This is a genomic window from Arthrobacter sp. B10-11, from assembly GCF_033142195.1.
Lineage (GTDB): Bacteria > Actinomycetota > Actinomycetes > Actinomycetales > Micrococcaceae > Arthrobacter > Arthrobacter oryzae_C.
Genome location: NZ_JAWMTH010000007.1, coordinates 125,140 through 151,548 on the forward strand (window position 1 = coordinate 125,140; position 26,409 = coordinate 151,548).

The window sequence follows — 26,409 nt, forward strand, 5'->3', positions numbered from 1 at the left end:
TACAAACTAGGCGCCGAGTGCAGTCAACGACTCGTCAAGGGCCCCCACCAGCCAGTCGATGTCCATGGGCTGAAAGGCCAGCGGCGGGCGCAGCTTCAAAACATTCCCGTGCGGCCCTGCAACGGACGTCAGCACACCGCGTTCCCGCAGCTGTTCAAGCACGGCCAGCGCGAGTTCGCGGTCCGGTTCACGGGTATTGCGGTCCTTGACCAGCTCGAAGCCGATGAACAGACCGGCGCCCCGGACATCCCCCACGGACTCGTGGGTGTCCGCCAAACCGGCAAGTGCCGAAAGCAAGTGCGCTCCGACCACCCGGCTGTGTTCCTGCAGGCCTTCTGACCGGATGGTGGAGAGTACAGCCTGGGCGGCTGCCATGGACACCGGATTGCCGCCGAACGTGTTGAAGTAAGGAATCGTGTCGCTGAACGACGCTAGAACGTCAGCTTTGGCCACCAGCCCGGAGACGGGAATCCCGTTCCCCATCGGCTTGCCGAGTGTGACGACGTCGGGAACTATTCCGTGGCGCTGGAATCCCCAGAACGCCTCGCCGGTCCGCCCGAAACCGGGCTGCACCTCGTCCGCGATGATGATGCCGCCAGCGCGGTGGATGACGTCGGCTGCTTCGCGAAGGTAACCGGCGGGGCCCGGCAGGACGCCGTCGGACGAGAAAATCGAGTCGGCAATGAAGCCGGCGAAACGGATGCCGTTCGACTCCATGTCCGCGATCGCAGCGCGGATCTTGTTGGCGAACCACGTACCGAGTTCCGCGGCGTCCGAACCGGCCTCGGCACCCAAGCGGTAAGCATCCGGCGCGGCAACAAGGCGCGCGGTGGGTGCGAGCGGCTGCCCGGTTCCCAGCGCAGGCGACACTCCCGAGGTCAGCTCGGATGTGCCGTGGTACGCCTCCGTGGTGGCGATGATGCCCTCGCCGCCGCTGTACGCCTTGGCCACGCGGATGGCGAGGTCGTTCGCTTCGGATCCGGTGCACATGTACATGGCCTTGTCGAGCTCGGCAGGCATGGTGGAGAGGAGATCGTCCGTGTAATCCAGGATGCGTTCGTGCAGGTACCGGGTGTGTGTGTTCAGCTGCTGCATCTGCGCGGTCACGGCTGCCGTGACGGCCGGATGGCAGTGGCCCAGGCTGGCCACGTTGTTGTAGGCGTCGAGGTATTTCCGGCCGGCCGCGTCCCACAGGTACTGCCCTTCGCCGCGGACCAGGTGCACTGGGTTGCGGTAGAAAAGCCGGTAGGAGGCGCCGAGGACCGTGTCCCGGCGCTCGGTCAGCAGCCGCGTCTCGGGGTCGAGGCCGGCGGCGTCGTCCGTGCGGAAGCTGTTGGTGTCCATGATGGTGGAACGGATGACCATGGCTGGTTCCTTGCTGATCGGTGCGTGCAGTTTCGTCCGTGCGGGCCCAACCCTCGAATCGAATTTCTGTCCTTCCAGTATGTTTGGGCGGCGCCGCCGAAAACCTCCCGCAAATTAAGCCGGCGTTACTAAAAGCGGCCGCAAATTGAACGGTTTGTTTCCGAGTCGAGGCTTTGTTTCGAGGCGGTAAATTCCTCCGGATCGGCACGGTTCCGCCGGTTCTGCCGTGCAATACTCGCTACTGGAGCCCAACCCTCCTCGCCTCCGAGGAGCATCCATGAACACCATGACAGACACTTCCCCACTCGCCGTCTTCAATGGCCTGCGCCGCGGGGAACCCGCCCCTGAATGGATCGGCACCGCCGTCATGTCCGCCTGGGGCCTGATCCCGGACCGGACCGTGATCACTTTGATTGCCGTCTCGGAGAACGCTACGTTCCGGATCGAGGTCGACGGCGTTCCCGTGTCCGTTCTGCGCGTGCACCGTCCCGGCCATGTGGGGGATGCCCGCCAGATCGCCGGCGAGCTCACCTGGGTCCGGCGTCTGGCGGAAGAAGCGGAAGTGCGCGTTCCCGACGTCGTGCCCACCGCCAGCGGTTCCCTCCTGCATACCTTCACGGATCCGGGCGGGTCCGAATGGCACTGCGTAGCGTTTGCGTTCGTCGCCGGGGACATCCTGGAGGACTTCGCCGATCCGCGGCCTTACTATGCGGAAATCGGCGCCACGACGGCGCGCCTGCACCAGCAGGTCAGGCGCTGGCCGCTGCCGGCCGATTTCACCCGTTTTTCCTGGCAGCTGAGCGACATGCTTGGTGAAACGAGCAGGTGGGGGGACTGGCGCCGCGCAGACCTCACGCCCGAACAGGCGGCCGTGCTGGGCCGTGCCGAATTCGCAGCAGTCACGGCCCTGGACGGCCTTCCCGTCTCCGGTGACAGCTGGGGCCTGGTGCACGCGGACCTGCGCCCGTCCAACATCATGATCGACGGCGGCGCCCTCACCGTGATCGACTTCGACGACTGCGGCTTCTCCTGGCTGCTGTACGACTTCGCGTCTGCGCTGTCCTTCATCGAGCACGAGCCCTACGCGCCGGACATCGCCAAAAGCTGGGTGGCAGGCTACCGGACCGTCCGCCCGCTCACCGACACGGACCTGGCCCACGCCGTCGCGCTCAGCATGATCCGGCGCCTGACCATGCTCGGCTGGACCACCACCCACCGCGCCGACGCGCTGCCGGCCGAACTCTGGGACGCCCAGATCCCCGGCACCGTGGCCGTCGCCGAGCGCTACCTGGCATCGCCCACCTGGCTCTTCGACTAAGCCCGGCTCTCGGCTGAGTCTTCGCTTAGTTCCCCCGCTCTGCAACCGGGCCCGTCCCGGCTCTTCCCTGCACACCCAAATTTCACGCCCACGTTTACCGGAGGCTTCCATGACTGCAACCCTTCCGGCCGCTGAACAGCGCGCCGTCGACAAAGCCTATTTTGAACAGCGGACCCTCAGGCGGGGTGCCGCCGGCTGGCTCCTCCTGGCCGGCCTTGGCATCTCGTACGTGATTTCCGGCGATTTCTCCGGCTGGAACTTCGGCCTGGAAGCCGGTGGCTGGGGCGGCCTGCTGATCGCCTTCGTCCTGATGGGCGTGATGTACGCCTGCATGGTCTTCGGCCTTGCCGAAATGTCTTCCGCACTTCCGGTGGCAGGCGCCGGCTACGGCTTCGCCCGCCGCGCACTGGGCCGGCTGGGTGGTTTCGCCACCGGGCTCGCGATCCTCATCGAGTACTCGATAGCTCCGGCCGCGATCGCCGTCTTCATCGGCGGCTATGTGGAGAGCCTTGGCCTGTTCGGCATCACGGACGGCTGGCCGGTGTACCTCGTCTGCTTCGCGCTGTTCATCGGTATCCACCTCATCGGCGTCGGCGAGGCGCTCAAGGCGATGTTCGCCATCACGGGCATCGCGGTGGTGGCGCTCATCGCGTTCGTCGTCGGAATGGTGCCGCACTTCGACGCCACCAAGCTGTTCGACATCCCCGTGAGTGATGCGGCCGGTGCCAGCGCGTTCCTGCCCAACGGTTTCGGCGGCATCATCGGCGCGCTGGTCTTCGCCATCTGGTTCTTCCTGGCCGTAGAGGGTGTTCCGCTGGCCGCCGAAGAGGCGGAAAACCCTCAACGGGACATGCCGCGCGCCATCATCGTGGCCATGTCCGTTCTGGCGTTCACCGGACTGGCAGTCCTTATCCTGGCACCGGGCGGCGCCGGCAGCGCGCTGATGAGCACGTCCACCAGCCCGCTGCCCGATGCGCTGCGCGCCGTCGGCAATGAAGGACTGGCTGTCTTCGTGAACTACGCAGGCCTCGCCGGGCTGGTGGCCAGCTTCTTCTCCATCGTCTATGCCTATTCCCGCCAGCTCTTCGCGCTGTCCCGTGCCGGCTATCTGCCCACCTGGCTCAGCCGCACCAACTCGCGGAAGACGCCCACTTGGGCGCTGATCGTCCCCGGGATTGTCGGCTTCATCCTGGCCGCCGCAGTGGGCGACGGCGACAAACTCATCAACATCGCCGTCTTCGGCGCAGCCGTGTCCTACGTGCTGCTCAACCTCTCACACATCGTATTGCGCAGGCGCGAACCGGAGCTGCACCGTCCGTACCGGACCCCCGGCGGCGTGGTGACCACCGGCGTCGGACTTGTTCTTGCGGTCATCGCGGTGGTTGCCACCTTCTTCGTGGACATCCAGGCCGCGGCAATTACGGCCGGCATCTTCGTCGTCGGGCTGCTTTATTTTGCCTTCCACAGCCGCCACCACCTGGTGGCAGGCGCGCCGGAGGAGGAGTTCGCCCGGATCCGGGAGTCGGAAGCGGAGCTGCGCTAAACCGAGCCGCCGCCGTATGTGAACCTGCCTGCGACGAGGGTTGCCGCTACCGGCATGGACGCGAACACCTCGTCCGATACGCGGAGCGGGTCGTCGTCGAGCACCGCGATGTCCGCCGGATCGCCCACCTCGATCCGGCGCCGGCCCCGGGAGGACGCAGCCAGGGCCTCCTCCCGGGTGATGGCCTGCTCCGGGTGCCACGGTCCGCGTCCGTCCAGTGCGGACCGGGTGGCGGCGGCCGACATCGCGGTCCACGGGTCCAGGGGCGCCACCGGAGCGTCCGAGCCGAAGGCCAGTGTGGCCCCGGCCGCCAGCAGCGCCCGCAGCGGGAACGCCCGGTCGGTGCGGTCGCCCCAGTTGGCGTCCGCGGCGTCACGGTCGTCGAGGGCATGGGCCGGCTGGACGCTCGCAACCAGGCCCAGCCGGCCAAAACGGGCGAAGTCCTCCTGCCGGACAAACTGGGCATGTTCGATCCGCCCCGCAATGCCCGCCGCCTCGAAGGCGTTAAGCGCCACTTGGTTCGCGGCGTCACCGATCGCATGGACTGCGGGTACGAACCCGGCTTCCCTGGCCCGGACCAGCAGCTCCACCAGTTCCGTTTCGCTCACGGTGAGCAGGCCCCGCCCGCCGTGCGGATAAGGGTCCACGCAGTAGGCGGTCCGGGTGTTCAGCGAGCCGTCGATCAGCACCTTGAGCGGGCCCACGCGGAGCAGGCCGTTCCCTCCCGGGATGTCCTGCCCCGTACGCATGGCCTCCAGCCGCGCACGCTCCAGGTGCTCCGGGTAGACGCCCGCCTCCACCCGAAGGGACCCAAAGCCGCCGCTGACACGCCGGAGCCACACCTCGCGGTTCCAGGTCATTTCAAAGTCCACGATCCCCACCACCCCGCGGGCGGCTGCCTTCCGTGCGGCCTCATCGACCCAGGCGTCAACCGCTGCATCCGGCAGGCGGCCCAGCTCGCGGGTCAGGGTGAACGCCGGCTCTTCCCGCAGCAGGCCGGAGCCGTCCACCGACACCCCTTGGCGCACTGCGGCGGCACTGTTCAGCCAGACGCAGTGGAGGTCATGGCTGATCAGGGCCACGGGCACCCTCTGAGTCGCGGCGTCGAGCATCGCCAGGCTGGGCTTGTCCGCCCAGACGGCGTCGCGGAAACCGACGCCCACCAGCGTCGGACCACTTCCGGAGTCGTCCGTGTCCGTTCGGCCGCTGCTGAGGATGGCCGCGATACTCGACCGAACGACGTCGACGGCGTCACTCGCCGATCCGGCGTGCGATAAGTCGATCCGGTTGGCGGCCATGGCCCACTGCGTCATGTGCACGTGTTCGTCCCACAGGCCGGGGATGACGTAACGGCCGGCCAAGTCAACAACGCGGACACCGGCAAGATCGCTGGCGTTGTCGGGCCGCTCTTCCGCCGCTGTTACCCGGGTGACAATGCCCCGGGCGATGTGGAGGTCTGAAGAGCCCGTCTCCCCGGGCTGCCGGACGGAGGCAAGGACAAGGTCTGGCGTGGCGGATTCAGGCATACGGACAGGCTACTAAGAGTTCCCCTCCGCGCGGCTCCTGATCCCGTGGAGCATCCGCCGGGACATGATGAAACTGGCAACCTCCACCGCTTCGACCAGGCAACGCGCCCACCACTGCCGGCAGGCGTACCGCTCCCGCACCAGCAGCCGGGTGGCGCCGTCGGGCAGCGGCTGCAGGACAAATGCCCAGCTGAAGTCGAAAGGCCCGGGCGGGGAACCGGTCGGAACGCGCAGCACGAGCGCGCTGCCCGGGTCCACCAGCCCCACTTCCAGGTCTGCCGATGCAGCGGGCGCCAGGTGAAAGCGGTCGCCCACGTTGATGTCCTGCCACTCAGGGTGGATCCGGTCGGCACTGTGGATTTCAAGGCCGGCGAGGTTTTCCAGGAAGTCGTAGCTATAGAGTCCGCCGCGTCCCTGACCCATCTGCGCCAACCAGGGCCACACGTCCGTCGCGGGAGCCTTGATGGTGACCGCCCGCGTTGACTGCAGGTCTGCGGTGGACAGGAAGTCATCGCCCGGCAGCCCGCCGTCGGCTTCGGCAGCTGTGGCACCCCAGCGCAACTGGAAGCGCCGGAACACGAAGCCCGCTGCCACCAGCCAGGCCAACACCGCGGGCCCAGAAAGATGCTTCAAATTTTGGTGCTTCGTCATCGGGCAATTCTCCAGAGCGCCGATGGTCCTGTCACGGGCCATAAGCCCCGGGCCGGCTGGCGCCGGCACGTCGCCCGGCCCTCCGCATCAGGGACTTTCGTCCCTTACCCCCGCTGCGCGGACCGGCCATCCTTGATGTGGGGCATCTCACGCCTGCGTTACTCGCGCATGCACCTTGGGGAGGGAAATGCTTCGCCGATCAGCACCAGGTCTCGCTACACCATTGGGGAAGGGCTGGCGCGCTGCGCCTCCCGAACACAGCAGGAGACCCGGCTACATGAACCAGCACGCCCGCACTGTCCTGGGTCCTCGACCCTCCGTCCTCTCCCGGCACGGCCTCCCGTCCACCACACACTACGAACATTCCGACCACCGGCTGAAGGTGGTGGTCCGCATTGAAGCGGACCTGGCCGCTGCCAACATCGAAGTCCGGGGCGTTGTAACGGGCGCCAACCTTCGCGCGCTGTATGTGGTGGCCCGTCGAACAACCTCGCTCCTGCATGGCAAAGAACTCACCATCGATCTCTCCCGCGCCCGGGTGACCGATACGGTCCTCGAGCAACTCCACGAATGCGCCCGCCTGTCCCGGCTGGCATCAGGAGTGGACCGTTCGGTAGTGCCGTGCTCCGTGAAAATCGTGGACCCCGGCTTCATCCACAGAGTGAAGGAGTACGCATGAAAGCGCTCGTCTACGGCGGTCCCGGCGAAAAATCATGGACTGACGTCCCGGATCCCACCATTCAGAACCCCAGCGACGTGATCGTCAAAGTGGACACCACCACCATCTGCGGAACAGACCTGCACATCCTTAAAGGGGACGTGCCCGCGGTGCAGAAGGGACGGATCCTGGGCCATGAAGGCGTGGGGACCATCACCGAGGTGGGTTCGTCGGTCACCAGCCTGAAAGTGGGGGACCGGGTCATCATCTCCTGCATCAAGTCCTGCGGCCATTGCGCCAACTGCAAGACCGGCCTTTACTCGCACTGCATGGGCGACGAAGGGGCAGCCGGTATCGGCTGGGTCTTCGGACACCTGATCGACGGTACCCAGGCCGAATACGTGCGCGTCCCGTATGCGGAGAACTCGCTCCATCTCCTGCCCGAAGGGGTCAGCGACGACCAGGCCGTGATGCTCTCCGACATCCTTCCCACCGGCTTCGAAATCGGCGTCCAGTACGGGCGGGTCAAGCCGGGGGACACTGTGGCGGTTGTGGGCGCAGGGCCTGTCGGGTTGGCAGCAATCGCCACCGCCGGGCTGTATGGCGCCGCGACCATCATCGCGATCGACCTTGACGCGAACCGGCTGGAAAAGTCCCGCGAGTTCGGCGCCACCGACGTTGTCCTCTCCGGTGACTCCGACTGGAAGGAACAGGTCCTGGCGCTCACGGACGGGCAGGGCGTGGACGTGGCCATCGAAGCGGTGGGCATCCCGGCCACCTTCACCATGTGCGCGGACATCGTCCGCCCTGGCGGCAATGTGGCCAACGTGGGTGTGCACGGCAAGCCGGTGGAGCTGCATGTGGAAAACCTCTGGATCCAGAACATCAACATCAGCATGGGCCTGGTCAACGCCAACACCACGCCGATGCTCCTGAAGCTGGTGGCCCAGAAGAAGGTGCCGGCGGAGAAGTTCGCCACCCACCACTTCACGTTCAACCAGTTCATGGACGCCTACGACACGTTCGCCCGCGCCGCGGACACCAAGGCCCTCAAAGTGGTGATCACGGCGTGAAAGCGCTGGTTGTCTACGACTCCGCCTACGGCAACACCAGGCAGGTGGCCGAGGCCATCGTCGACGCCCTCGGCCCGCTCCAGGCCGAGGCCGTTTCCGTGACGGAGTTCGAGGCATCCGCGCTTACGGAAGGCGACCTTCTCGTCGTCGGAAGTCCCATCAACGGCTGGCGCCCGACGCCGAAGATCACCGAGCTGCTGGCCGCCCTCGGCGACGGACGGCTCAACGGCGTCAAAGCGGCGGCCTTCGACACCCGCGTGCGGCTCTTCATCCACGGCGACGCGGCGAGGAAGATGACCGAATCGCTCAAAACCGGCGGCGCGGAGATCATCTCCAAGCCCATGGCCTTTTACGTGAAAGGCAGCGAGGGTCCGCTCCGCAGCGGGGAACTCGACAAAGCGGCCGCATGGGCCGCAGACCTGCTCAAAAGAGTGGGTGGATAGCCGCCGGGGGGCCAGGCAAGACGCAAGAAAGGACTGCGGCCATGAAACCAGGCCGGATAGTCATGCTGGTGCTCGGTACCCTCGCCGCCCTGCTGGGGCTTGGACTGCTGACAGCCGCCGCCGGTGTCGGATGGGTCAACTTCCAACAACGCGACAACGGATACTTCACCACGCCCACCGAGCGGTACGACGTGGCCACCCGCGCCATCACGTCGCCCGGCCTGGACCTCCTGGTGGACGAGGAACTGCCTGACGTGCTGCCCGTGGACAGCGCGGGCCGGATGCTGCTGCGCGGCACGTCGGCCGCCGGGCAGGAGATCTTCATCGGCATCGGGCCGCAGGAGGACGTGGCCAGTTACCTGGCCAACGTCCGGCGTTCCGAAATCACCGAGTTGGACTGGTACCCGTTCCGCGTCCAGTACCGTGAGGTGCCCGGCGACGCCGAACCCGCAGCCCCGGGGGCGCAGCCGTTCTGGTCCACGTCCGCCCAGGGAAGCGGAACGCAGCAGATCGAGTGGGACCTGCGCAGCGGCCGCTGGGCAGTGGTGGTCATGAACGCCGACGGCGGGGCTCCGGTTTCCGTGGACCTGCAGGCGGGCGTCCGTTCCGACCTGCTCTGGCCGGTGTTCATCGGGCTCCTGATCGGCGGCATCGTCCTGCTGGTTGTGGGGGTGCCGCTGATCGTGGCCGGCGCCGCCGGACTCGGCAGGCACGGCCCGCCGCCGCACCGGCCGGCGGCCGGACCCACGGGCCCCGGCGGTGTACCCGCGGGCGCCGAAGCCCCGTACGGTGCAGCACCGTCCGGCACGGCACCCTATGGTGCCACCCCGTATGGTGCAGCAGCTGCACCGGCGCCGCCCGGCGGCCGCACGCCGCTGCCCACGGACCCGCAGCCTTCGGACACGTCCCGGTACCCGGTGCGGCTGAACGGGCACCTTGACCCGGCACTCTCCCGCGGCATGTGGCTGATCAAGTGGTTCCTCGCGATCCCGCACTACATCGTGCTGTTCTTCCTGTGGTTCGCGTTCTTCGTGACCACCATCGTGGCCGGCTTCGCCATCCTGTTCACCGGCCGCTACCCGCGCTCGCTGTTCAACTTCAATGTCGGCGTCCTGCGCTGGAACTGGCGGGTTGCGTTCTACGCCTACGCCGCGATCGGGACAGACCGCTACCCGCCCTTCACACTGGCGCGAACCGACTACCCGGCGGACTTCGACGTCGACTACCCCGAGCAGCTTTCCCGGGGCCTGGTGCTGGTCAAATGGTGGCTGCTGGCCCTGCCCCAACTCCTGATCGTCGCCGCCTTCTCAGGCACGGCGAGCACCTGGGGCAACCGGCGTATGTGGGTTGACGGGAGATGGGTTGACGGCCGGTGGATTGACGGAACCTGGGTGGGATACGACGGCGGAGGCGGGGGGATCTCGCTGATCGGGCTGCTGGTGCTCGTGGCCGGCTTCAGCCTGCTGTTCACTGGCCGCTTTGGCCGGAGGCTCTTTGACCTGCTGATCGGCCTGGACCGCTGGATCTACCGCGTCATTGCCTACGTGGCGCTGATGCGTGACGAATACCCGCCGTTCCGCCTCGATATGGGCCCGGCCGATCCCGCCGACGCACCGCCCGCCGGCTACGTCCCGCCTGAAGGCTACGTCCCGCCGCCGGTCCCCGCGTCACAAGCCGGGCCGCCACCCCCTCCGCCTGTGGCGGAGCCCCCGGGCCCGCGCACGGAACCTCCGCCGCCACCCGGCCCCGCCGGGCCGCCTCGCGTCTAGCACCCTCCGAATATGCCGGCCGCGGCCGGGCAGTCCAACCGGGCCGCTCGGCCGCTCCGCTGTGCCCGCCCTCCGCGCAGCCTCGAGCCATTTCCATCCCAGGCAAAGATATTTACATGCATCTGCATCCAAAAAGCCCCGTGCGCAGGTAATAGGGATGTAAGCAAAAATCGCCCGCCTGGCGGGCCGTTGAAGGAGATGTAAATGCGTACCAGCCTTTTCACAGCGGGCGCCGTGGCAATTGCGGCGGCTCTGACCCTCGCCGGCCCCGCCCAGGCGGCCGAGTCCGATGCCCAGCTTTCCGTACTCCACGGAGTCCCGGGACTGACCGTCGACGTGTGGGTCAACGGCGAACGTACCCTTGACGATTTCACCCCCGGCACCCTGGCCGGTCCGCTCGCCCTGCCGGCCGGGGACTACGATCTGGCCATCACCGCGTCCGACGCCGCGGACGCTTCCGCTCCTGTGATCGGCCCCGTGAAGGTTACCCTCGCTGCAAGCGGCAACTACACCGCCGTCGCCAACCTCGACGCAGACGGCAAACCGACTGCCAACTTCTTCACGAACGACGTATCGCAGATCGACCCCGGCAAGGGCAAACTCACGGTGCGGCACACGGCAGCGGCACCGGCCGTGGACATCCTCGCCGGCGGCACCGCCGTCATCTCCGGCCTGGCCAACCCCGCCGAGAAGATGCTGACGCTGGATCCCGGCACCCTGTCCGTTGCTGTTGCTGCCGCCGGCACCACGGCTCCGGTCATCGGCCCGGCGGATGTCACAGTGGCGGAAGGCACCCACACGGTGGTGTACGCCTGGGGCAGCCTCACGGACAACAACCTGCAGCTGGCCGTGCAGAACATTGAAGGTCTGCACTCCGCCCCTGCCGGAGTTCCCGGTGGACGGTCCGGCGCCGCTGATAACGGAAACGCATCAGCCGCCACCGTGGGCGTCGGCGCCGCGGCACTCCTGCTGCTCGCCGGCGGGGTCGCTGTGACCCGCAGGCAGCTGGCGCTCCGCCGGACCCGCTAGGCCGCAACCGCAAACCCCGGCCGCCCGGCTCCTGACATCCACCGGCCGAGAGGAGGCCTGAGATGCACCCCTGGAGGTCGGTTGTAGGCGTAACGGTGTGCCTGCTGATCGCCGGTTGCGCCGCGCCGGGGGACACCACTTCTCCGCAGTCCGTTGCCCCGGAGGCGGCGGTCACGGCGAAAGCCGCTCCGGACACAACCGTCCCGGTCCGTCCGGCAACGCCGGTTGCCCGGGCGCCCAAGGACCCGGCGCCCCGCTACCTCACTGTGGAAGGCACCACCATCAACATGCCGATCGTGGAGGTGGGGGTCAGCGCTGGCGGGGCCATGGAGATCCCGGAGCCTTTCAACGAGGCCGGCTGGTACCGCTTTGGACCTGCCCCCGGAGCCGCCGCAGGCACCGCAGTGATCGCGGCGCACGTGGACACCACCTCCAATTCCGCGCCGTTCTCCCAGCTCAGATCGCTCGCGCCGGGCACCCTCGTTACCGTCCAGCGTGACGGGGCGGAAGCGGTGACGTTCCAGGTGACCGGAGTGGAACTCATGGCGAAAGACGCGTTCGACGGCGCGTCCATCTTCCGGCGCGACGGCCCGCCCGGGCTGAAACTCGTGACCTGCGGCGGCCGGTGGCTGGACGAACAACAGGACTATGGCGACAACGTGATTGTCACGGCGGTGCCTGCGCGCCGACCCTAGGAAGCCGACCGTGGGAGCCGGTGGCAACCACCACAAGGTTTCCGCCCGGGTCCTGCAGCGCACCCTTGCCACCTGCCGCCCGCAGGAAGATAGTGGGAGGAACCGACCACTTCCGGGCAGGAGGCCCGCAATGCTGCTGGACAACGAAACAGGGCCAGCCGGCCTGCTGAAGGGCAGAACGGCCCTGGTCTATGGAGCGGGCGGTCCAATCGGCGGCGCCGTCGCGCGGGCCTTTGCGGCGGAGGGCGCGGCTGTCTTCCTGGCCGGACGCACGGAGTCCAGCCTCGTCAAAGTAGCCCGGGACATCCGTGAGACGGGCGGCAGCGCTGACACCGCCGTCGTCGACGCCCTGGACGAAACCCAGGTGAACACGTTCGTGGACCAGGCCGCCAGGAAGACCAAGCGGATCGACATCTCCTTCAACCTGATCTCCTACGGCGACGTCCAGCAGCCGCTGATGGACATTTCCGCCGAGGACTTCAGCCAGCCCGTCAACACCGCGACCCGGACCCACTTCCTCACCACGCGCGCCGCGGCACGGCACATGATCAGGCAGCGCTCCGGCGTCGTTTTGATGTTCGGCGGCTCCGGGCCGCAGACCCTGCACGGGCTCGGCGGGTTGAAGGTGGCGCTGGACGCCATGGAGGGTCAGCGCCGGCAGTGGGCGCTGGAACTCGGGAAGAACGGCATCCGTGTGGTCACCATGGTTACGGGCGGGATCGTGGAAACCATTCCGTGGCAGACCGAGGGCCGAGAAGAGATCGTGCAGGAAATCGCCCGGACCGCGCACCTGAACCGGACGGCGACGCTGGAGGACGTGGGCAACGTGGCCGTGTTCATCGCCTCGGACCGGGCCGGCGCCATCACGGACGCCACCGTGAACATCTCCTGCGGCGCGATCGTGGACTACTGAGTGCTGCTCCGGGGGCGCCTAAGCCACCAGGTTGTCCGCCGCGGTGTCCATGTGTTCGCGGATGGTCTTGCGGGCCAGCGAGGCGTCTCCGGTTTCGATGGCCGCCACAATGTCGTGGTGCCGGTCAACGCTCATGTTCGACACGCCCTTTTCCAGCCCGGCGAACATGATGGACATCCGGATGGAGCCTTCCAGCGATTCCCAGGAATGCAGCAGTGTCTCGTTGCCGGTGAGGCGGCACAGGGTGCGGTGGAATTCCAGGTCCGATTCGATCCGCTCCTCGAGTGTCCCCTTGGTTGCAGCATCCATGGCATCAATGGCCGCCCGCAGCGACCCAATCACGTGCTGGCGGTCCGGAAGTTCGCACAGGGTGCGGGCAGCCAATGATTCCAGCGCGGCACGCACGGAGTAGATGTCCCGGATTTCCTTCGCGTCGAGATGCCTCACCGAAAGGCGGCCGCGCGGGCCAGCCGAGAGCAGGCCTTCCTGTTCAAGCTGCCGCAGCGCTTCCCGAAGGGTGCCGCGGCTGATCTGGAGCATGTCCGAGAGCTCGGTCTCCACCAGGTGCCGGCCGGGTGCCAGCTCTCCGCTGGTGATGGCGCTGCGCAGCGCGGACAGGGCCTGCTCACGCAGGCTCTTTTTCTGCAGTCCCAGCAGGGGCGCTGTTGCTCCGGCCATCGTGGCACTTCCTCAATGTCAGTGGTCGACTGTTTACAGTCGGCGTGTTAACTGTTGATCTTACGGCAGAAGCGCGGACCCGTCTCGTGCCCGGTCCGCGCTTCCGCCGTTCGCCGGTTTCCCCGCCTGTTGCGCTAGCCCAGTTCGGCGAGGACCTTGGCAACGATCCGCTGGACGGACAGGCCGTAGCGTTCGTGGAGGGTGGGCAGGGCGCCGGCGTCAAGGAACTCGTCCGGCAGCGCCACGGGCACCACCCGCTTGCCCAGCCCCGCGGTGACGACGGCGGACGCGACGGTTTCGAACAACCCGCCGATCACGCTGTGGTTCTCCAGCGTCACTGCGAGGCGGTCTGTGTTGATCTCTGCCAGGACTGTTTCGGCGTCGAACGGCTTGATGGTGGGGGTGTGGACGACGGCAACGTCCACGTTGTGTTCGGCCAGTGCCTTGGCGGCCTGAAGCGCCCGCATGGTCATCAGCCCGCTGGAGATGAAGACCACGTCGTTCCCGCCGCGCAGGACCTTCGCCTTGCCGAGTTCGAATGTGTAGCCGTATTCGTCCAGCACGGTGGGCACATTGCCGCGCAGCAGCCGCAGGTACGTGGGCCCCTCGCTGGCCGCGAGCTGGGGGACGGCCTGCTCGATGTCGATGGAGTCGCAGGGGTCCACGATGGTCAGGTTGGGCATGCCGCGGAAAATCGCCATGTCCTCCGTGGCCTGGTGGCTGGGGCCGTAGCCGGTGGTGAGGCCCGGCAGGCCGCCCACGATGTTCACATTCAGGTTCGGTTCGGCACTGTCCAGGCAGAGGAAATCGTAGGCCCGCCGCGCGGCGAACACCGAGTAGGTGGACGCGAACGGCACCAGGCCGGTCTCGGCCAGTCCGGCGGCTGCTCCGAAGAGGAGCTGTTCGGCCATGCCCATCTGGAAGAAGCGTTCCGGGAAGGCCTGGGCGAAGATATGCATGTCCGTGTATTTGCCCAGGTCCGCGGTGAGCCCGACAATCCTGTCGTTCTCCTGCGCGGCCTTCACCAGGGCGTGCCCGAAGGGTGCGGACGAGGTTTTCTGGCCCGGATCGGCGAAGGACGCGATCATGGCCGAGGTCTTCAGCTTGGGGGCGCTGCCCTTGAGAGCGGTGGTGCTCATCGGCCTGCCTTTCCTTCGTATCCTGCGGTCAGCTGTTCGCGGCATTGCTGCCATTCGTGTTCTTCGATACGCATGAAGTGCGCCTTTTCGCGCTCCTCGAGCAGAGGCACTCCGCGGCCCACCTTCGTGTCGCACAGGATCACGGAAGGACGTCCGACGGCGGCGGCCTGGCCAGCTGCGTTGTCGAACGCCGCCAGCAGCGCGCCGACGTCGTTCCCGTCCACCCGCTGGGTGTACCAGCCGAAGGACTCCCACTTTTCCGTCACGGGCTCGGTGCGGAGCACAGTGTCGGTCTTGCCGTCGGCCTGCAGGGCGTTGATGTCCACCATGGCGGTGAGGTTGCCCAGCTGGTGGTGGTGCGCGCCCATGGCGGCTTCCCAGGTGGAGCCTTCGTCCAGTTCGCCGTCGGAGAGGAAGTTGTAGACCCTCGCGGAGGAGTCCTGGTAACGCAGGCCCAGTGCCATGCCGACGGCGATGGTGAGGCCGTGGCCCAGGGAGCCGCCGGAGATTTCCATGCCCGGGGTGTAGGTGGACATTCCGGACATGGGGAGCCGGGAATCGTCGGAGCCGTAGGTTTCCAGTTCCTCGACCGGTACGATCCCGGCCTCGGCCAAAGCGGCGTAGTGCCCGATCGCGTAGTGCCCGGTGGAGAGCAGGAAGCGGTCCCGCCCCTCCCATTCGGGGTCGCCGGCCTGGAAGCGGAGCTGGTCCGCGTAGACGGCGGCCAGCATGTCCGCGGCTCCAAGCGCCTGGCCCACGTAGCCCTGGCCCTGGACTTCGCCCATGTTCAGGGCGTGGTGCCGGATCCGGTAGGCCGCAGCGGAGACCCGGTCGAGGCGTTCTGAGGGTGTCTCGTGAAGCATTGGTTCCTTATGAGTCGTGTGCAGTTCGTGGGTGGCGGTCATCAGGCGTTCACCGACTGGGGGGTGCTTTTGGTGGCCTCATCCGCGAGCTGCCGCTCGCGCTTGCCCCAGGTTTCCCGGGTGACGAGGGCGGCCCAGAGGCCGATGGCGGCGTAGAAGCTGAAGAGGAGGGCGGGGCCCATCCAGCCCAGGGCTACGAAGAGGAGGGTGGTGACGAAGGGCGTGAAGCCGGAGACCATGGCGGAGATCTGGTATGCCAGTGAGGCTCCGGAGGAGCGCGTCTTGGCCTGGAACAGCTCCGGGAACCACGGGCCCTGGGCGCCGGCCAGGGAGTTCTGGCAGACGGCGTAGGAAATGACGATGGTGGCGATGATGAAGATGAACATTCCGGTGTTGACCAGCAGGAACATGGGGATGCCGAACAGGAGTGCGAAGGCTGTGGACCAGACATAGAGGGGCCGGCGGCCGACCCTGTCGGTGAGGCGGGCCCAGGCCATGGTGGCGAAGATGCCGATGAAGGACGCGATGCAGAGGGCCACGAGGGTCTGGGTCTTGTCGGCGAGCTGCTGGGTGTGGAGGTAGGAAATCATGTAGGTGATGGAGACGGCGTAGCCGGCGGTCTCGGCGATGCGCAGGCCGATGCCGCGGACGATGCTGCGCCAGTCGGTCTTGATGACCTCAATGATGGGGGACTTGACGATCGAGCCGCTTTCCTTGACCTCGTCGAAGACCGGGGACTCGGGCACCTTGGAGCGGATGATCAGGCCGACTGCGACGAGCACGATGCTGGCCAGGAACGGAACGCGCCAGGCGAGTTCGCCACCCAGGTTCACGCTGACCAGGAAGACGAGGTTGGCCAGGAGCAGGCCAACGGGGAAGCCGGCCTGGACAATGCCGGTGTATTTGCCCTTGGACTTCCAGGGTGCGTGCTCGTAGCTCATCAGAATGGCGCCGCCCCATTCGGCGCCGAAGGCCAGGCCCTGGACGACGCGGACAAACACCAGCAGTGCGGGAGCCAGCAGGCCCACCTGCTCGTAGGTGGGAAGGAGGCCGATGAGGAACGTGGCCACGCCCATGAGGATCAGTGAGGCCACGAGGACGGGCTTGCGGCCCACCTTGTCGCCCAGGTGGCCGCCGATGATGCCGCCGATGGGGCGGGCGGCAAAGCCAACGCCCAGCGTGGCGAACGCGGCCAGCGTGCCCGTCACCGGATCGCCGGTGGGGAAGAACGCCGTACCGAAGTACAGGGCCGCGGCAGTGCCGAAGCCGATGAAGTCATACGTCTCGATGACGGCGCCAACACCGGAGCCGATCGCGACGCGCTTCGCGTCCTTGGTGCCATGCACGTGGCCGCGCATCTTCAGAGCTTCATTGCTCATTGCTGGATTCCCTTTCGAAGAGTGACTGGCGCTTCCGCTCCGACACTGTCGACTGTTAACAACTGATACGACAAGTGTGACCTGCGTCATTCACTCTGTCAACAGTCAACTTCAAGGGTTGACTGTTGACAGTTAACGAAAGTAATGTGGTCTCCATCACCACCGCCCCCGGGCACGACTAGAGGATCAACGAAGATGTTCAACTCCCGACTCGGCTGCTCGTCCATCAGCTTCCGCCATCAGGACCTGGGCACCGCCCTGCGGACCATCAGCGGCCTGGGCTTCGAGGAAATAGACCTGGGCGCCCTGCCGGGCGTCTGCGACCACGTTCCCTATGAACTGGATGCGGACGCCGTCAGCGCCGTCACCGCGGACGTTGCCGCCTCCGGGCTGCGCGTCCGCTCGGTCAACGGGGATATCGGGGACCTCAATGCAGTGCTCGACGCCGGCCGGCAGGCGGACCGCGAACGGCACCTCGAGGCGCTGCTCACGCTCACGGCAAATATTGGAGCGAAAGCCCTGGTCCTCCCGTGCGGTGCCTTGGGACACGATCCCGTCCGGAGCATTGACGAGGACCTGGACACCATCGTCGCCCAGCTCATCCACGCCGGGCAGCGCGCGGCTGAATTCGGCGTCGAACTCTGGACCGAATCCCTGCACTTCCTCAGGTTCTGCTGGAACCTGGAACGCGCCGAACAGCTGGCCCAGCGGCTGGCCGGCTCCGGCGTCGGAATCGTCATGGACTTCAGCCACATCGTTGCCGCCGGCGAGGACCCGCTGGAATACCTCGAACGCCATGACGGCCGCATAACCCACGTCCACCTCAGGGACGCTGTCCCGGGCAACATCAACCTCAGCATCGGAAACGGCCAGGCGGACTTTGCCGCCGGACTGCGCTCATTCGCGGCCCGCGGCTACGCCGGCCACTTCTCGCTGGAACTGGAAACCCGGGACGTCACGCATGACGAACGCCCGGCCGCCGCCGCCAAGGCAGCCAGCTTCATCACCGACCTCATCTGATTCCACCAAACACACACCAGGCAATCCAAGGAGCATCACCATGACCAGCACCATCCAGCGCACCGTCGTCCTCACCGGGGCCACCTCGGACCGCGGCATCGGGATCACCACCGCACGCCGCTACGCCAGCCAGGGCTGGGCGGTGGTGATCCTGGACCTCGACGGCGAGAAGTCCGCCAAGGTTGCCGCCGAAATCAGCAATGAGTTCAACGTTCCCGCCTTTGGCCACGAGATCGACGTTGCCAACGAAGCATCCGTCAACGCCGCCTACCAGGCCGTCGCCGCCGAGGTCAGCGCCGGCAACCTTCCCGCCGTGGGCGCCCTGGCCAACATCGCCGGCATCACCTCGCCGGTGCCGTTCCTGGAAACCACCCTGGAACTCTGGCACAAGGTGATGGACGTGAACGCCACCGGCACCTACCTGGTCACCAAGGCGTTCCTGCCGGACATGATCGCCAGCGGCTGGGGCCGGATCGTCAACATGTCCTCGGTCTCCGCGCAGCGCGGCGGCGGCGTGTTCGGCAAGGTCCCCTACTCCGCCGCGAAGGCCGCCATCCTCGGCTTCACCAAGGCCCTGGCCCGCGAAATCGGTGCCACCGGGGTGACCGTCAACGCCATCACCCCGGGCGCCGTGGACACCAACATCCGCGTAGGCAGCACCGAAGAGCAGGAAGCCGCCATCAACGCCGGCATCCCGCTGGGACGCAACGCCACCACGGAAGAGATTGCCGCCGTCATCACGTTCCTGTCCTCCGAAGAATCGGCCTACCTCACGGGAACCACCATCGACATCAACGGCGGAAGCCACATCCACTAGCAGCCTCCGCCATCCAGGAGACCGAGCGCAGCCCAGAGAGCCCACCATGACCAGAATTTTCAACGATCCTTCCGACTTCGCCGAGGAAGCCCTTGCCGGGTTCTGCGACGTCCACGCAGACTTGGTTCGGCAGGTGCCCGGCGGGGCCGTGCGCCGCCGGCGCCCTGCCAAGCCCAAAGTCGCAGTCCTCGCCGGCGGCGGGTCCGGCCACTACCCGGCCTTCGCCGGCCTGATCGGCACGGGACTGGCCGACGGCGCCGTGGTGGGCAACATCTTCACCTCGCCCTCCGCGCAGCAGGCCTATGCCGTGGCCAAGGCCGCGGACTCGGGTGCCGGCGTCGTGTTCACCTACGGCAACTACGCCGGGGACGTCCTGAACTTCGGGATGGCCAGCGAACGGCTGGCAGCAGAGGGCATCCTGGTGGAAAACGTCCTCGTGACGGACGACGTCGCCAGTGCTCCGCCGTCGGAATCGGAGAAACGCCGCGGCATCGCGGGCGACTTCACCGTCTTCAAGATCATGGGTGCGGCGGCCGAAGCAGGTGCGGACCTGGCCGACGTCGTACGTCTTGGCCGCAAAGCCAACAGCCTGACCCGCACTATCGGCAGCGCCTTCCACGGCTGCACCTTCCCGGGCGCCGAAACCCCGCTGTTCACCCTCAAGGACCGGCAGATGGGCCTGGGCCTGGGCATCCACGGCGAGCCCGGCCTGTTCGACACCGATCTGCCGCCCGCCAAAGAGCTGGGCCAGGAATTCGTCTCCCGGCTGCTGGCCGAGACCCCGCACGGAGCCGGCGACCGCATCGCCGTCATCCTCAACGGCCTCGGTTCCACCAAGCACGAGGAACTCTTTGTCCTCTGGCTCACCATTGCCCCGCTGCTCCGCGCCGCCGGCTACACGCTGGTGATGCCGGAGGTGGGTGAACTGGTCACCAGCCTGGACATGTCCGGCGTCTCCCTCACGATCACCTGGCTGGACGACGAACTGGAACCGCTGTGGACCGCACCGGCCGAGACGCCGGCGTACCGGAGGGGCAATGCCGCCCTCGAGCCCGGTGGCCGGATGGCGGAGGAAGTGTCCGACGGCGCCGCCGCACCGGATGCGTTCGAGGCCACTGAAGAGTCGCGCGGCTATGCGGCGAGCTGCCTTACAGCACTGGCTGCCGCCCGTGATTCCCTGCACGGCGCCGAAGCCCGCCTGGGCGACATGGACGCCGTCGCCGGAGACGGAGACCACGGACGCGGGATGGTCCGCGGCATCGACGCGGCCGTGGCCGCAGCCGGGGACGCCGCTGCCCGCGGCGCCGGAGCCGGCGCCGTCCTGGCTGCCGCCGGGGACGCCTGGGCTGACAAAGCCGGCGGAACCTCGGGCGTGCTGTGGGGAGCCGGGTTGAGGTCCTTCGGCGAAGCCCTCGGCGACCGGCACGTTCCGGGAGCATCGGACCTGGCATCCGCTGTCACGGCGTTCGCGGCACGGATCACCGGCCTCGGCAAGGCGGAAACCGGGGACAAGACCATGGTGGACGCCCTGCTGCCCTTCGCCGAAACGTTCAGCCGGCGGGTGGCTGACGGCGGCGGACACGGCGAACAGCCCGTCGCAGCGGCGTGGGCCGAAGCCGCCGCCGCAGCAGCAACGGCGGCGGCCGCCACCGCCTCACTGCGCCCGCTCAAAGGCCGCGCCCGGCCGCTCGCCGAAAAGAGCGTGGGCACCGCGGACCCCGGGGCAACCTCCCTGGCCATGATCTTCACCGTCATGGGTCCGCACCTTGCCGCCCCTGTTTCAGCCGAAGCGGCGGCGGCAGGCCGCCGGACCGCAGGAACACCGTCATGACAATGGAAGGACAGCCCATGGGCATTCGACTCATCCTGGGCGCCGACGAAGCCGGCGTGGACTACAAGGACCGGATCGCGGAGGACCTGCGGAACGATCCGCGGGTCACCGAGATCATCGACATCGGCGTCAACCGCAGCGACGCCCCCGAGCAGTTCACCACTCCGTACCCCTACGTGGGGATTGCCGCCGGGGAGATGATCAAGGACGGCCTTGCGGACCGGGCCATCCTGTTCTGCGGCACCGGAATCGGGGTGGCCATCGCCGCGAACAAGGTGGACGGGATCCGGGCAGCCACGGCCCACGACTCGTTCTCGGTGGAGCGTTCGGTACTCTCCAACGACTGCCAGGTGCTCACCATGGGCCAGCGCGTGGTGGGCGTGGAACTTGCCCGCAGGCTGGCCCGGGAATGGCTGGGCTACACCTTCGACCCCGCATCCGCGTCGGCGGGCAAGGTCAAAGTGCTGACCGACTTCGAAGGCTGCTAAGCGGGCTGTTTGGGGACTGGCCGGCAGCTACTCGACGGTCACCTTCACGCGCTGCACCACGTTGTTGGCCATGCCCTGGTAGTTCCAGGCCTGCTCCAGCGGCTGCACTGATCCGGTGGCGTCGGTGGCCCGGCAGGCGAGCTCGTGCTCGCCCCGGTCCGCCACCCACGGCAGCGTCCATTCGCACCAGGCAAACGGTCCGGCCGGATGTCCCAGATGCGCGGGCACCCACTTTCCGTCGATCCCCACCTCCACCCGGACCACGGAGCCTTCACCGGACCAGGCCCGGCCCTGGAGCATGACGGGGCCGGGGGACAGGACCCTGCTGCGGGTGAAGAAGTCCGGGATGCCCGGCGGGATCATCAGCGAACGGACCCTGATCCGCGAGACCGGAGTGCCGGCGTCGTCCGCGTCCTTCTGGTAGCGGTACGCCACTGCCTGCTGGAACCCCTCGAAGGGGTGGGTCACCACGTGGATGGATTCCAGCCATTTGACGCTGGCCATGCCGTACCAGCCGGGCACCACCAGCCGCAGCGGGTAGCCGTGCTGCGGCGGCAGTTCGCGGCCGTTCATCTCGTACGCCAGGACGATGTCGGGGCGCATAGCCTCCTTGATGGGCAGGCTTCGCGCATACTGCTGCCTGACTCCGCCCTGGATCCCGGTATCAGCGCCCGTGAACACCACCTCGACGGCGTCGTCGTCAACGCCCGCCTGGGCCAGGAGGTAGGCCAGCGGAACGCCGGTCCACTCCGCCGTTCCCACGCCTTCGAGCCGCCACGGCTGGCTCAGCGGCCGCGGATGCAGCAGGGAGCGGCCGTTGCCGGCGCACTCCAGCGTGACCGGAATGCTGATGCTCGGGTCCCGGCGGAGGGCCCTGAGGCTGATCTCAACCGCCCGCTGCACCGCGCCGCCGATCCTCAGGTGCCATGAGTCCGCGTCGATGAACGGGATGTCGAAATGGGTCAGGACGTAGTGGAGCCCGGGCGGTGTGGTGTCCTCCCGCAAGGCTTCCAGCGGCATCGAGTGGTTCCGGACCGCCAGCTGCAGTTCCTCTGCGGTGAGCGGGCCGTGCGTAGGTTCTCCTGCATGCGCCGAGGGCTTCGCGGACTGACGGCGCCGGGAAATCTGCTTCGTCATGGCACTGGTCTACGCCGCCGCTGCCGGGGCGTCAAGCGGCAGCCCCTAGAGGTGATGCGCCTCTTGGAGGAAGTCCGCGAGCCCCTGCGGTTCCCTGCCCGTGAGGACTCGAACGTCCGACGTCGGGCCGGCCAGTTCGCCGTTGGCAATCGCCGTGTAGGTGCTCACCCAGGCGTCCAGCTGCCAGTCCGGCGCGCCGAAGGAGGCCCGGGAGGCATAGGCCTCCTCCACGGTTTCGGAGTGGTAGCTGATGGTCCGGCCCGTGCCCGCGGTGAGGAGTTCGGCAGCCCGCTGCAGCGAAAGGTCCTCCGGGCCGGTCAGGTCGTAGGTTCGTCCCACGTGCATCTCCGGAGCGGCCAGCACCGCCGCCGCGCACCGGCCGATGTCCCCGCGGGTCACGGCCGCCATCACGCCGTCGCCCGCGGGGCCGCGGATCACGCCGTCCTCTCCCACCATGAGCGGCAGGAAGTCGAGGTACAGGTTGTCCCGCAGGAACGTGTAGTTCATTCCGGAGGCCTTGATGCGTTCCTCGGTGGCGTAGTGGTCCCGGCCCAGTGTGAAGGTGCAGTTCGCGGAGGCGCCGAAAAAGGACGTGTACACGATGTGCTCAACCCCGGCGTCCGCTGCCGCATCCACGAAGGCGTAATGCGTCCGGAGCCTGTCCTCGGCTTCCGCAGCGGACACCATCAGCAGCGTTTTCACCCCGGCCAGAGAGGTCCCGGCCAGCTCGGGGTCCGCATACGTGGACACCACCGGAACGGCGCCCGGAAGGTCTGGTGCCCGCGCGGCGTCGCGCACCAGCAGCCGCTGCGGCTGCCCGGCGTCGGCAAGGATCCTGGCGACCAGTCCGCCCAGATGTCCGCTGGATCCCGTGACAGCCAGATCGGGCAGGGAACCGGGCGCCACGGTTAGGCTTCCCGGGATGCCGGTGACTTGGTCTGGCCCGGGTCGCGCTCAGCCAGGGACCCGATGGCGTCATCGATCTTGTCCATGATCCCCTGGTCCAGCTTCACGCCGGCGGCCGCGACGTTGCCGGCAATCTGTTCGGGACGGGAGGCGCCCATGATGGCGGAGGCAACGTTCTTGTTCTGCAGCACCCACGCGATGCTCAGCTGGGCCATGGTGAGGCCGGCTTCCGCCGCGATCGGCTTGAGCTGCTGCACGCCGCTGAGCACTTCGTCGGACATCCACCGTTCGATCATCCGGGCACCGCCCTTGGTATCCGTGGCCCGGCTGCCCTCCGGGGCGGGCTTCCCCGGCTTGTACTTGCCGCTCAGCACACCCTGGGCCATGGGGGACCAGACGATCTGGGAGAGGCCGAGCTCTTCGGAGGCGGGGATTACTTCGGCTTCGATGACCCGCCACAGCATGGAATACTGCGGCTGGTTGGAGATCAGCTGGAATCCCAGGTCCTTGGCCAGGGCATGGCCGTCCCGGATCTGGTCGGCAGTCCACTCGCTCACGCCGATGTACAGCGCCTTGCCCTGCCGGACAATGTCCGCGAAGGCCTGCATGGTCTCTTCCAGTGGCGTCTCATAGTCGTAGCGGTGCGCCTGGTACAGGTCCACGTAGTCGGTCTGGAGGCGCGTCAGCGAACCGTTGATGGACTCCATGATGTGCTTCCGGGACAACCCCACATCATTGTGGCCCTTGGGCCCGGTGGGGCCGAACACCTTGGTGAAGATCTCCAGGGACTCGCGGCGCTCATCCTTCAATGCCTCGCCCAGGACCTTCTCTGCCGCCGTGTTGGCATAGACGTCGGCGGTGTCGAAGGTGCTGATTCCAGCGTCCAGCGCCGCCCGCACGCACTGGGTGGCCACATCGTTCTCCACCTGGGAGCCGTGCGTGAGCCAGTTGCCGAAGGTGATTTCGGAGATCTTGAAGCCGCTGTTGCCAAGGTATCTGAATTCCATGGTTTTCACCGTAGCCCACTTGGTTGCTCAGGGTAAGGGCTTTCCTCGGACTGCCTCCCTTATTGCCGTCTTATCGCCGTCGCAGTTCCGCATACTCGAGGGAGGGGACCACGGCGCCGGCGTCCCGCTCCACAAAGTTGGTGCCGGGCGGCACCAGTTCGTCTATCGCGTCCAGGACGGCTTCGTCCAGCACTGTGTCCGCGGCTTTCAGGTAGGCCCGCAGATGCTCCTCACTCCGGGGGCCCACAATTACGCTGCTGACGGCAGGATGGTTCAGCGCGAAACCGACCGCCAGGTCCACCAGCGGCAGTTCGAGCTTGTCCGCCAGCCGGGCCAGGGAATCAGCGGCGAGCAGCTTCCGTTCGCTCGCCGGGCCGGAGATGTCGTACCGGCCCGGGAGGGAGTGGACCCGCGTGGGCGGCTTCCCGGCGTCCAGGACAAAACTCCCGGACAGCCAGCCGCCGGCCAGCGGTCCGTAAGCCAGCACGCCCAGGCCGTACTGCTGGGCGATCGGAAGGACATCGCGTTCGGTGCCGCGGACCAGCATCGAATAGGGGACCTGGTTGGCCACGGGCGGAATGAGGTGGTTGGTGGTGGCCAGCCACTGGGCCTCCACCAGCTGCGCCGGAGTAAACACGGACGTTCCGTAGTAGAGGATTTTTCCCTGGCGGATGAGGTCGTTCAGTGCCGTGATGGTTTCCAGGACGTCGGTGTTGTAGTCCGGACGGTGTGCCTGGTAAAGATCGATCCGGTCCGTCTGCAGGCGGCGGAGGCTGCCCTCCACTGCCTGCATGATCCAGCGCCTTGAGTTGCCGGAGTGCGCCGGGTTGGCACTCATCTGGCCGTGGAATTTAGTAGCGATGAAGACGTCGTCGCGGCGGCCCCTGAGTGCTCGGCCCACCACCTGCTCGCTCTGCCCCTGGGAGTAGACGTCGGCCGTGTCCACTGCGGTGATGCCGGCATCCAGCGCCGCGTGGATGATGCGGATGCTTTCATCGGCGCCAGTGGGCGCATAGCCCTGGGCCGAGGCGCCCGAACCGTCCGGGGCTGCCGCGGCGCCCTCGCCGAAGTTCATGGTGCCCAACGTGAGCGGACTGATCAGTGTCCCGCTGCGCCCGAACACCCGTAGCTGGTTGAGGCTCATTCCCGGTTTCCTCACGCTTGACTCCCACGGCTGATTGCTGTGGATCGTCATGAGGCTACCCAAAAGTGGTCGTTCGGAGGCCGCCGGGTGAAGCACTTCTTAGTGCTGCGTAGTGCGGAGTAACGCAGCGGGCGTCAATGACGAATTGTGAATCAGCCCGCGCGGCGGTGCTCCGCCGGGAGCGTGCCTTTCACGGCGCCGGGATGCCCGGCCAGGGAAACCAGGGAGCCGGTGTCCAGCATGGCCATCCGCCCGGGTCCCGGGGGCTTTTCGAAGGAACGCGGAATGGCCTTGACCGTGTCGTGCTGGTCCGTGGCGGACTCCACCAGGGGCGCTATTGCCTTGACCTCTTCCACCGGGGCATCCGGGCTGGGGAGATCGCGGACGGTGACCTTCACTTCGGGCGCTGCTGCGGCCTTGGCGCGGGCGGCGGCACGGGCATCGGCGCGGGCAACGGCCGCAGCCCAATCCCCGGAGAGTGCCGGGGCTTCGCGCCGGACGGCCCCTGCGCGCGCCTGATGGACTTGCGGTTTGGGTGGGCGTGGAGCGCGGGCCGGGGTTTTCCCGGACTGCACCGCGGGACGGAAGGACTCAGTGGGACGGGAGGACACGGCGGGGCGGGAAGGCCTCGCAGGGCGGCGCCCGACGAGCGCCATCACGGTGACGCCGACCAGCCGGCCCAGCCCTGCAATCAGCAGCGTGGCCACGAAAACCAGGAACAGTCCGATGAACATGACGAAGGCCACACCGAGCGTGCCAAAAAAGGTCAGGTTCAGGGCAATGGTGGTGGGATCTCCCATTTACCTCTCCTCACGCCTGCAGCGCCTGTGCACGGGAAGTCATACCCGGCGATCGGCACCCCTTAACAATACGGACTTTTGCCGGGCAACACGCCCGCAGCGGGCGCCGTGCCGGGGTTGTGTCGAAGCTGTTACCGGATATGACACGCCCGTTTCGTTCGGTCTGGCCCTATAGTCGGAAGCGCCCCTGTCGGGGCCCGCCAGCCATCCCGAAAGG

25 protein-coding genes are annotated in these 26,409 nt (G+C 67.3%); 13 read left to right on the forward strand and 12 right to left on the reverse strand.

The window, feature by feature from the left end; all coding sequences use genetic code 11:
* Positions 1–6: 6 nt before the first annotated feature.
* Positions 7–1,365: an aspartate aminotransferase family protein gene (locus RW112_RS19515; RefSeq protein WP_305942744.1), complete on the reverse strand. Its 1,359-nt coding sequence runs from the start codon at positions 1,363–1,365 to the stop codon at positions 7–9.
* 277 nt (positions 1,366–1,642) lie between these two features.
* On the opposite strand from RW112_RS19515, the gene RW112_RS19520 reads away from it, so the two are divergent.
* Both RW112_RS19520 and eat read left to right on the forward strand, forming a co-directional pair.
* Entirely contained in the window at positions 1,643–2,683 is a 1,041-nt protein-coding gene (locus tag RW112_RS19520) for a phosphotransferase enzyme family protein (RefSeq protein WP_317783344.1), read from the forward strand.
* 109 nt (positions 2,684–2,792) lie between these two features.
* Complete coding sequence (gene eat, locus RW112_RS19525; RefSeq protein ID WP_317783345.1) at positions 2,793–4,226, forward strand: ethanolamine permease; 1,434 nt, start codon at positions 2,793–2,795, stop codon at positions 4,224–4,226.
* Here the strand turns inward: eat and RW112_RS19530 are convergent.
* Positions 4,223–5,752, reverse strand: a complete 1,530-nt coding sequence (locus RW112_RS19530) for an amidohydrolase (RefSeq protein WP_317783346.1) — start codon at positions 5,750–5,752, stop codon at positions 4,223–4,225. The genes eat and RW112_RS19530 overlap by 4 nt on opposite strands.
* 12 nt (positions 5,753–5,764) lie before the next feature.
* Positions 5,765–6,385: an SRPBCC family protein gene (locus tag RW112_RS19535; RefSeq protein WP_317783347.1), complete on the reverse strand. Its 621-nt coding sequence runs from the start codon at positions 6,383–6,385 to the stop codon at positions 5,765–5,767.
* A gap of 295 nt (positions 6,386–6,680) precedes the next feature.
* Here RW112_RS19535 and RW112_RS19540 point away from each other — a divergent pair, with 295 nt between their 5' ends.
* The 7 genes from RW112_RS19540 to RW112_RS19570 all read left to right on the forward strand — a co-directional run bounded on the left by RW112_RS19540 (position 6,681) and on the right by RW112_RS19570 (position 12,983).
* A complete protein-coding gene (locus tag RW112_RS19540; RefSeq protein WP_317783348.1) occupies positions 6,681–7,082 on the forward strand; it encodes a hypothetical protein in 402 nt (133 codons plus the stop codon).
* Positions 7,079–8,134, forward strand: a complete 1,056-nt coding sequence (locus RW112_RS19545; protein WP_317783349.1) for a zinc-dependent alcohol dehydrogenase family protein — start codon at positions 7,079–7,081, stop codon at positions 8,132–8,134. The genes RW112_RS19540 and RW112_RS19545 overlap by 4 nt, the downstream gene beginning before the upstream one ends.
* A complete protein-coding gene (locus tag RW112_RS19550) occupies positions 8,131–8,577 on the forward strand; it encodes a flavodoxin family protein (protein ID WP_317783350.1) in 447 nt (148 codons plus the stop codon). The genes RW112_RS19545 and RW112_RS19550 overlap by 4 nt, the downstream gene beginning before the upstream one ends.
* A gap of 41 nt (positions 8,578–8,618) precedes the next feature.
* Positions 8,619–10,346 (forward strand): DUF4389 domain-containing protein, encoded by a 1,728-nt coding sequence (locus RW112_RS19555; protein ID WP_317783351.1) that lies wholly within the window; start codon positions 8,619–8,621, stop codon positions 10,344–10,346.
* Between the two features lie 204 nt (positions 10,347–10,550).
* On the forward strand, positions 10,551–11,375 hold the full coding sequence (locus tag RW112_RS19560; protein WP_317783352.1) for a DUF4397 domain-containing protein: 825 nt from the start codon (positions 10,551–10,553) through the stop codon (positions 11,373–11,375).
* Positions 11,376–11,437: 62 nt separating this feature from the next.
* Entirely contained in the window at positions 11,438–12,070 is a 633-nt protein-coding gene (locus RW112_RS19565) for a class F sortase (RefSeq protein ID WP_317783353.1), read from the forward strand.
* A gap of 130 nt (positions 12,071–12,200) precedes the next feature.
* Complete coding sequence (locus RW112_RS19570; RefSeq protein ID WP_317783354.1) at positions 12,201–12,983, forward strand: SDR family NAD(P)-dependent oxidoreductase; 783 nt, start codon at positions 12,201–12,203, stop codon at positions 12,981–12,983.
* A gap of 18 nt (positions 12,984–13,001) precedes the next feature.
* On the opposite strand, the gene RW112_RS19575 is transcribed toward RW112_RS19570, so the two are convergent.
* The 4 genes from RW112_RS19575 to RW112_RS19590 all read right to left on the reverse strand — a co-directional run bounded on the left by RW112_RS19575 (position 13,002) and on the right by RW112_RS19590 (position 17,042).
* A complete protein-coding gene (locus RW112_RS19575; RefSeq protein WP_317783355.1) occupies positions 13,002–13,661 on the reverse strand; it encodes a GntR family transcriptional regulator in 660 nt (219 codons plus the stop codon).
* A gap of 134 nt (positions 13,662–13,795) precedes the next feature.
* Positions 13,796–14,800 carry a transketolase family protein gene (locus RW112_RS19580; protein ID WP_317783356.1) on the reverse strand — a complete coding sequence of 335 codons (1,005 nt, stop codon included), beginning with the start codon at positions 14,798–14,800 and terminating at the stop codon, positions 13,796–13,798.
* Complete coding sequence (locus RW112_RS19585) at positions 14,797–15,663, reverse strand: transketolase (protein WP_317783357.1); 867 nt, start codon at positions 15,661–15,663, stop codon at positions 14,797–14,799. The genes RW112_RS19580 and RW112_RS19585 overlap by 4 nt, the downstream gene beginning before the upstream one ends.
* A 41-nt stretch (positions 15,664–15,704) precedes the next feature.
* Complete coding sequence (locus RW112_RS19590; RefSeq protein WP_317783358.1) at positions 15,705–17,042, reverse strand: MFS transporter; 1,338 nt, start codon at positions 17,040–17,042, stop codon at positions 15,705–15,707.
* Between the two features lie 195 nt (positions 17,043–17,237).
* On the opposite strand from RW112_RS19590, the gene RW112_RS19595 reads away from it, so the two are divergent.
* Genes RW112_RS19595 through RW112_RS19610 form a run of 4 tightly spaced genes read left to right on the forward strand, consistent with a single transcriptional unit; the run spans position 17,238 to position 21,198 of the window.
* Positions 17,238–18,062: a sugar phosphate isomerase/epimerase gene (locus tag RW112_RS19595; RefSeq protein WP_317783359.1), complete on the forward strand. Its 825-nt coding sequence runs from the start codon at positions 17,238–17,240 to the stop codon at positions 18,060–18,062.
* 40 nt (positions 18,063–18,102) lie between these two features.
* Positions 18,103–18,879, forward strand: a complete 777-nt coding sequence (locus tag RW112_RS19600; RefSeq protein ID WP_317783360.1) for an SDR family NAD(P)-dependent oxidoreductase — start codon at positions 18,103–18,105, stop codon at positions 18,877–18,879.
* A gap of 46 nt (positions 18,880–18,925) precedes the next feature.
* Positions 18,926–20,710, forward strand: coding sequence for a dihydroxyacetone kinase family protein (locus tag RW112_RS19605; protein ID WP_317783361.1), 1,785 nt, complete (start codon positions 18,926–18,928; stop codon positions 20,708–20,710).
* Positions 20,707–21,198, forward strand: a complete 492-nt coding sequence (locus tag RW112_RS19610) for a ribose-5-phosphate isomerase (RefSeq protein WP_317783362.1) — start codon at positions 20,707–20,709, stop codon at positions 21,196–21,198. Before RW112_RS19605 ends, RW112_RS19610 begins: the two co-directional genes overlap by 4 nt.
* Positions 21,199–21,225: 27 nt before the next feature.
* On the opposite strand, the gene RW112_RS19615 is transcribed toward RW112_RS19610, so the two are convergent.
* The 5 genes from RW112_RS19615 to RW112_RS19635 form a co-directional block, all read right to left on the reverse strand.
* On the reverse strand, positions 21,226–22,335 hold the full coding sequence (locus RW112_RS19615; RefSeq protein WP_317783363.1) for a sulfite oxidase: 1,110 nt from the start codon (positions 22,333–22,335) through the stop codon (positions 21,226–21,228).
* Positions 22,336–22,380: 45 nt separating this feature from the next.
* Positions 22,381–23,241 (reverse strand): SDR family oxidoreductase, encoded by an 861-nt coding sequence (locus RW112_RS19620; protein WP_317783364.1) that lies wholly within the window; start codon positions 23,239–23,241, stop codon positions 22,381–22,383.
* A gap of 2 nt (positions 23,242–23,243) precedes the next feature.
* A complete protein-coding gene (locus RW112_RS19625) occupies positions 23,244–24,248 on the reverse strand; it encodes an aldo/keto reductase family protein (protein WP_317783365.1) in 1,005 nt (334 codons plus the stop codon).
* 70 nt (positions 24,249–24,318) lie between these two features.
* Positions 24,319–25,392: an aldo/keto reductase gene (locus tag RW112_RS19630; protein ID WP_317783366.1), complete on the reverse strand. Its 1,074-nt coding sequence runs from the start codon at positions 25,390–25,392 to the stop codon at positions 24,319–24,321.
* A gap of 152 nt (positions 25,393–25,544) precedes the next feature.
* Positions 25,545–26,192, reverse strand: a complete 648-nt coding sequence (locus RW112_RS19635; RefSeq protein WP_317783367.1) for a hypothetical protein — start codon at positions 26,190–26,192, stop codon at positions 25,545–25,547.
* Between the last annotated feature and the right edge of the window lie 217 nt (positions 26,193–26,409).

Coding starts and splice junctions, on each gene's coding strand:
- RW112_RS19515 (WP_305942744.1), bottom strand. CDS start 1,365: ATGGTCATCCGTTCCACCATCATGGACACCAACAGCTTCCGCACGGAC.
- RW112_RS19520 (WP_317783344.1), top strand. CDS start 1,643: ATGAACACCATGACAGACACTTCCCCACTCGCCGTCTTCAATGGCCTG.
- eat (WP_317783345.1), top strand. CDS start 2,793: ATGACTGCAACCCTTCCGGCCGCTGAACAGCGCGCCGTCGACAAAGCC.
- RW112_RS19530 (WP_317783346.1), bottom strand. CDS start 5,752: ATGCCTGAATCCGCCACGCCAGACCTTGTCCTTGCCTCCGTCCGGCAG.
- RW112_RS19540 (WP_317783348.1), top strand. CDS start 6,681: ATGAACCAGCACGCCCGCACTGTCCTGGGTCCTCGACCCTCCGTCCTC.
- RW112_RS19545 (WP_317783349.1), top strand. CDS start 7,079: ATGAAAGCGCTCGTCTACGGCGGTCCCGGCGAAAAATCATGGACTGAC.
- RW112_RS19555 (WP_317783351.1), top strand. CDS start 8,619: ATGAAACCAGGCCGGATAGTCATGCTGGTGCTCGGTACCCTCGCCGCC.
- RW112_RS19560 (WP_317783352.1), top strand. CDS start 10,551: ATGCGTACCAGCCTTTTCACAGCGGGCGCCGTGGCAATTGCGGCGGCT.
- RW112_RS19565 (WP_317783353.1), top strand. CDS start 11,438: ATGCACCCCTGGAGGTCGGTTGTAGGCGTAACGGTGTGCCTGCTGATC.
- RW112_RS19570 (WP_317783354.1), top strand. CDS start 12,201: ATGCTGCTGGACAACGAAACAGGGCCAGCCGGCCTGCTGAAGGGCAGA.
- RW112_RS19575 (WP_317783355.1), bottom strand. CDS start 13,661: ATGGCCGGAGCAACAGCGCCCCTGCTGGGACTGCAGAAAAAGAGCCTG.
- RW112_RS19580 (WP_317783356.1), bottom strand. CDS start 14,800: ATGAGCACCACCGCTCTCAAGGGCAGCGCCCCCAAGCTGAAGACCTCG.
- RW112_RS19585 (WP_317783357.1), bottom strand. CDS start 15,663: ATGCTTCACGAGACACCCTCAGAACGCCTCGACCGGGTCTCCGCTGCG.
- RW112_RS19590 (WP_317783358.1), bottom strand. CDS start 17,042: ATGAGCAATGAAGCTCTGAAGATGCGCGGCCACGTGCATGGCACCAAG.
- RW112_RS19595 (WP_317783359.1), top strand. CDS start 17,238: ATGTTCAACTCCCGACTCGGCTGCTCGTCCATCAGCTTCCGCCATCAG.
- RW112_RS19600 (WP_317783360.1), top strand. CDS start 18,103: ATGACCAGCACCATCCAGCGCACCGTCGTCCTCACCGGGGCCACCTCG.
- RW112_RS19605 (WP_317783361.1), top strand. CDS start 18,926: ATGACCAGAATTTTCAACGATCCTTCCGACTTCGCCGAGGAAGCCCTT.
- RW112_RS19610 (WP_317783362.1), top strand. CDS start 20,707: ATGACAATGGAAGGACAGCCCATGGGCATTCGACTCATCCTGGGCGCC.
- RW112_RS19615 (WP_317783363.1), bottom strand. CDS start 22,335: ATGACGAAGCAGATTTCCCGGCGCCGTCAGTCCGCGAAGCCCTCGGCG.
- RW112_RS19625 (WP_317783365.1), bottom strand. CDS start 24,248: ATGGAATTCAGATACCTTGGCAACAGCGGCTTCAAGATCTCCGAAATC.
- RW112_RS19630 (WP_317783366.1), bottom strand. CDS start 25,392: ATGAGCCTCAACCAGCTACGGGTGTTCGGGCGCAGCGGGACACTGATC.
- RW112_RS19635 (WP_317783367.1), bottom strand. CDS start 26,192: ATGGGAGATCCCACCACCATTGCCCTGAACCTGACCTTTTTTGGCACG.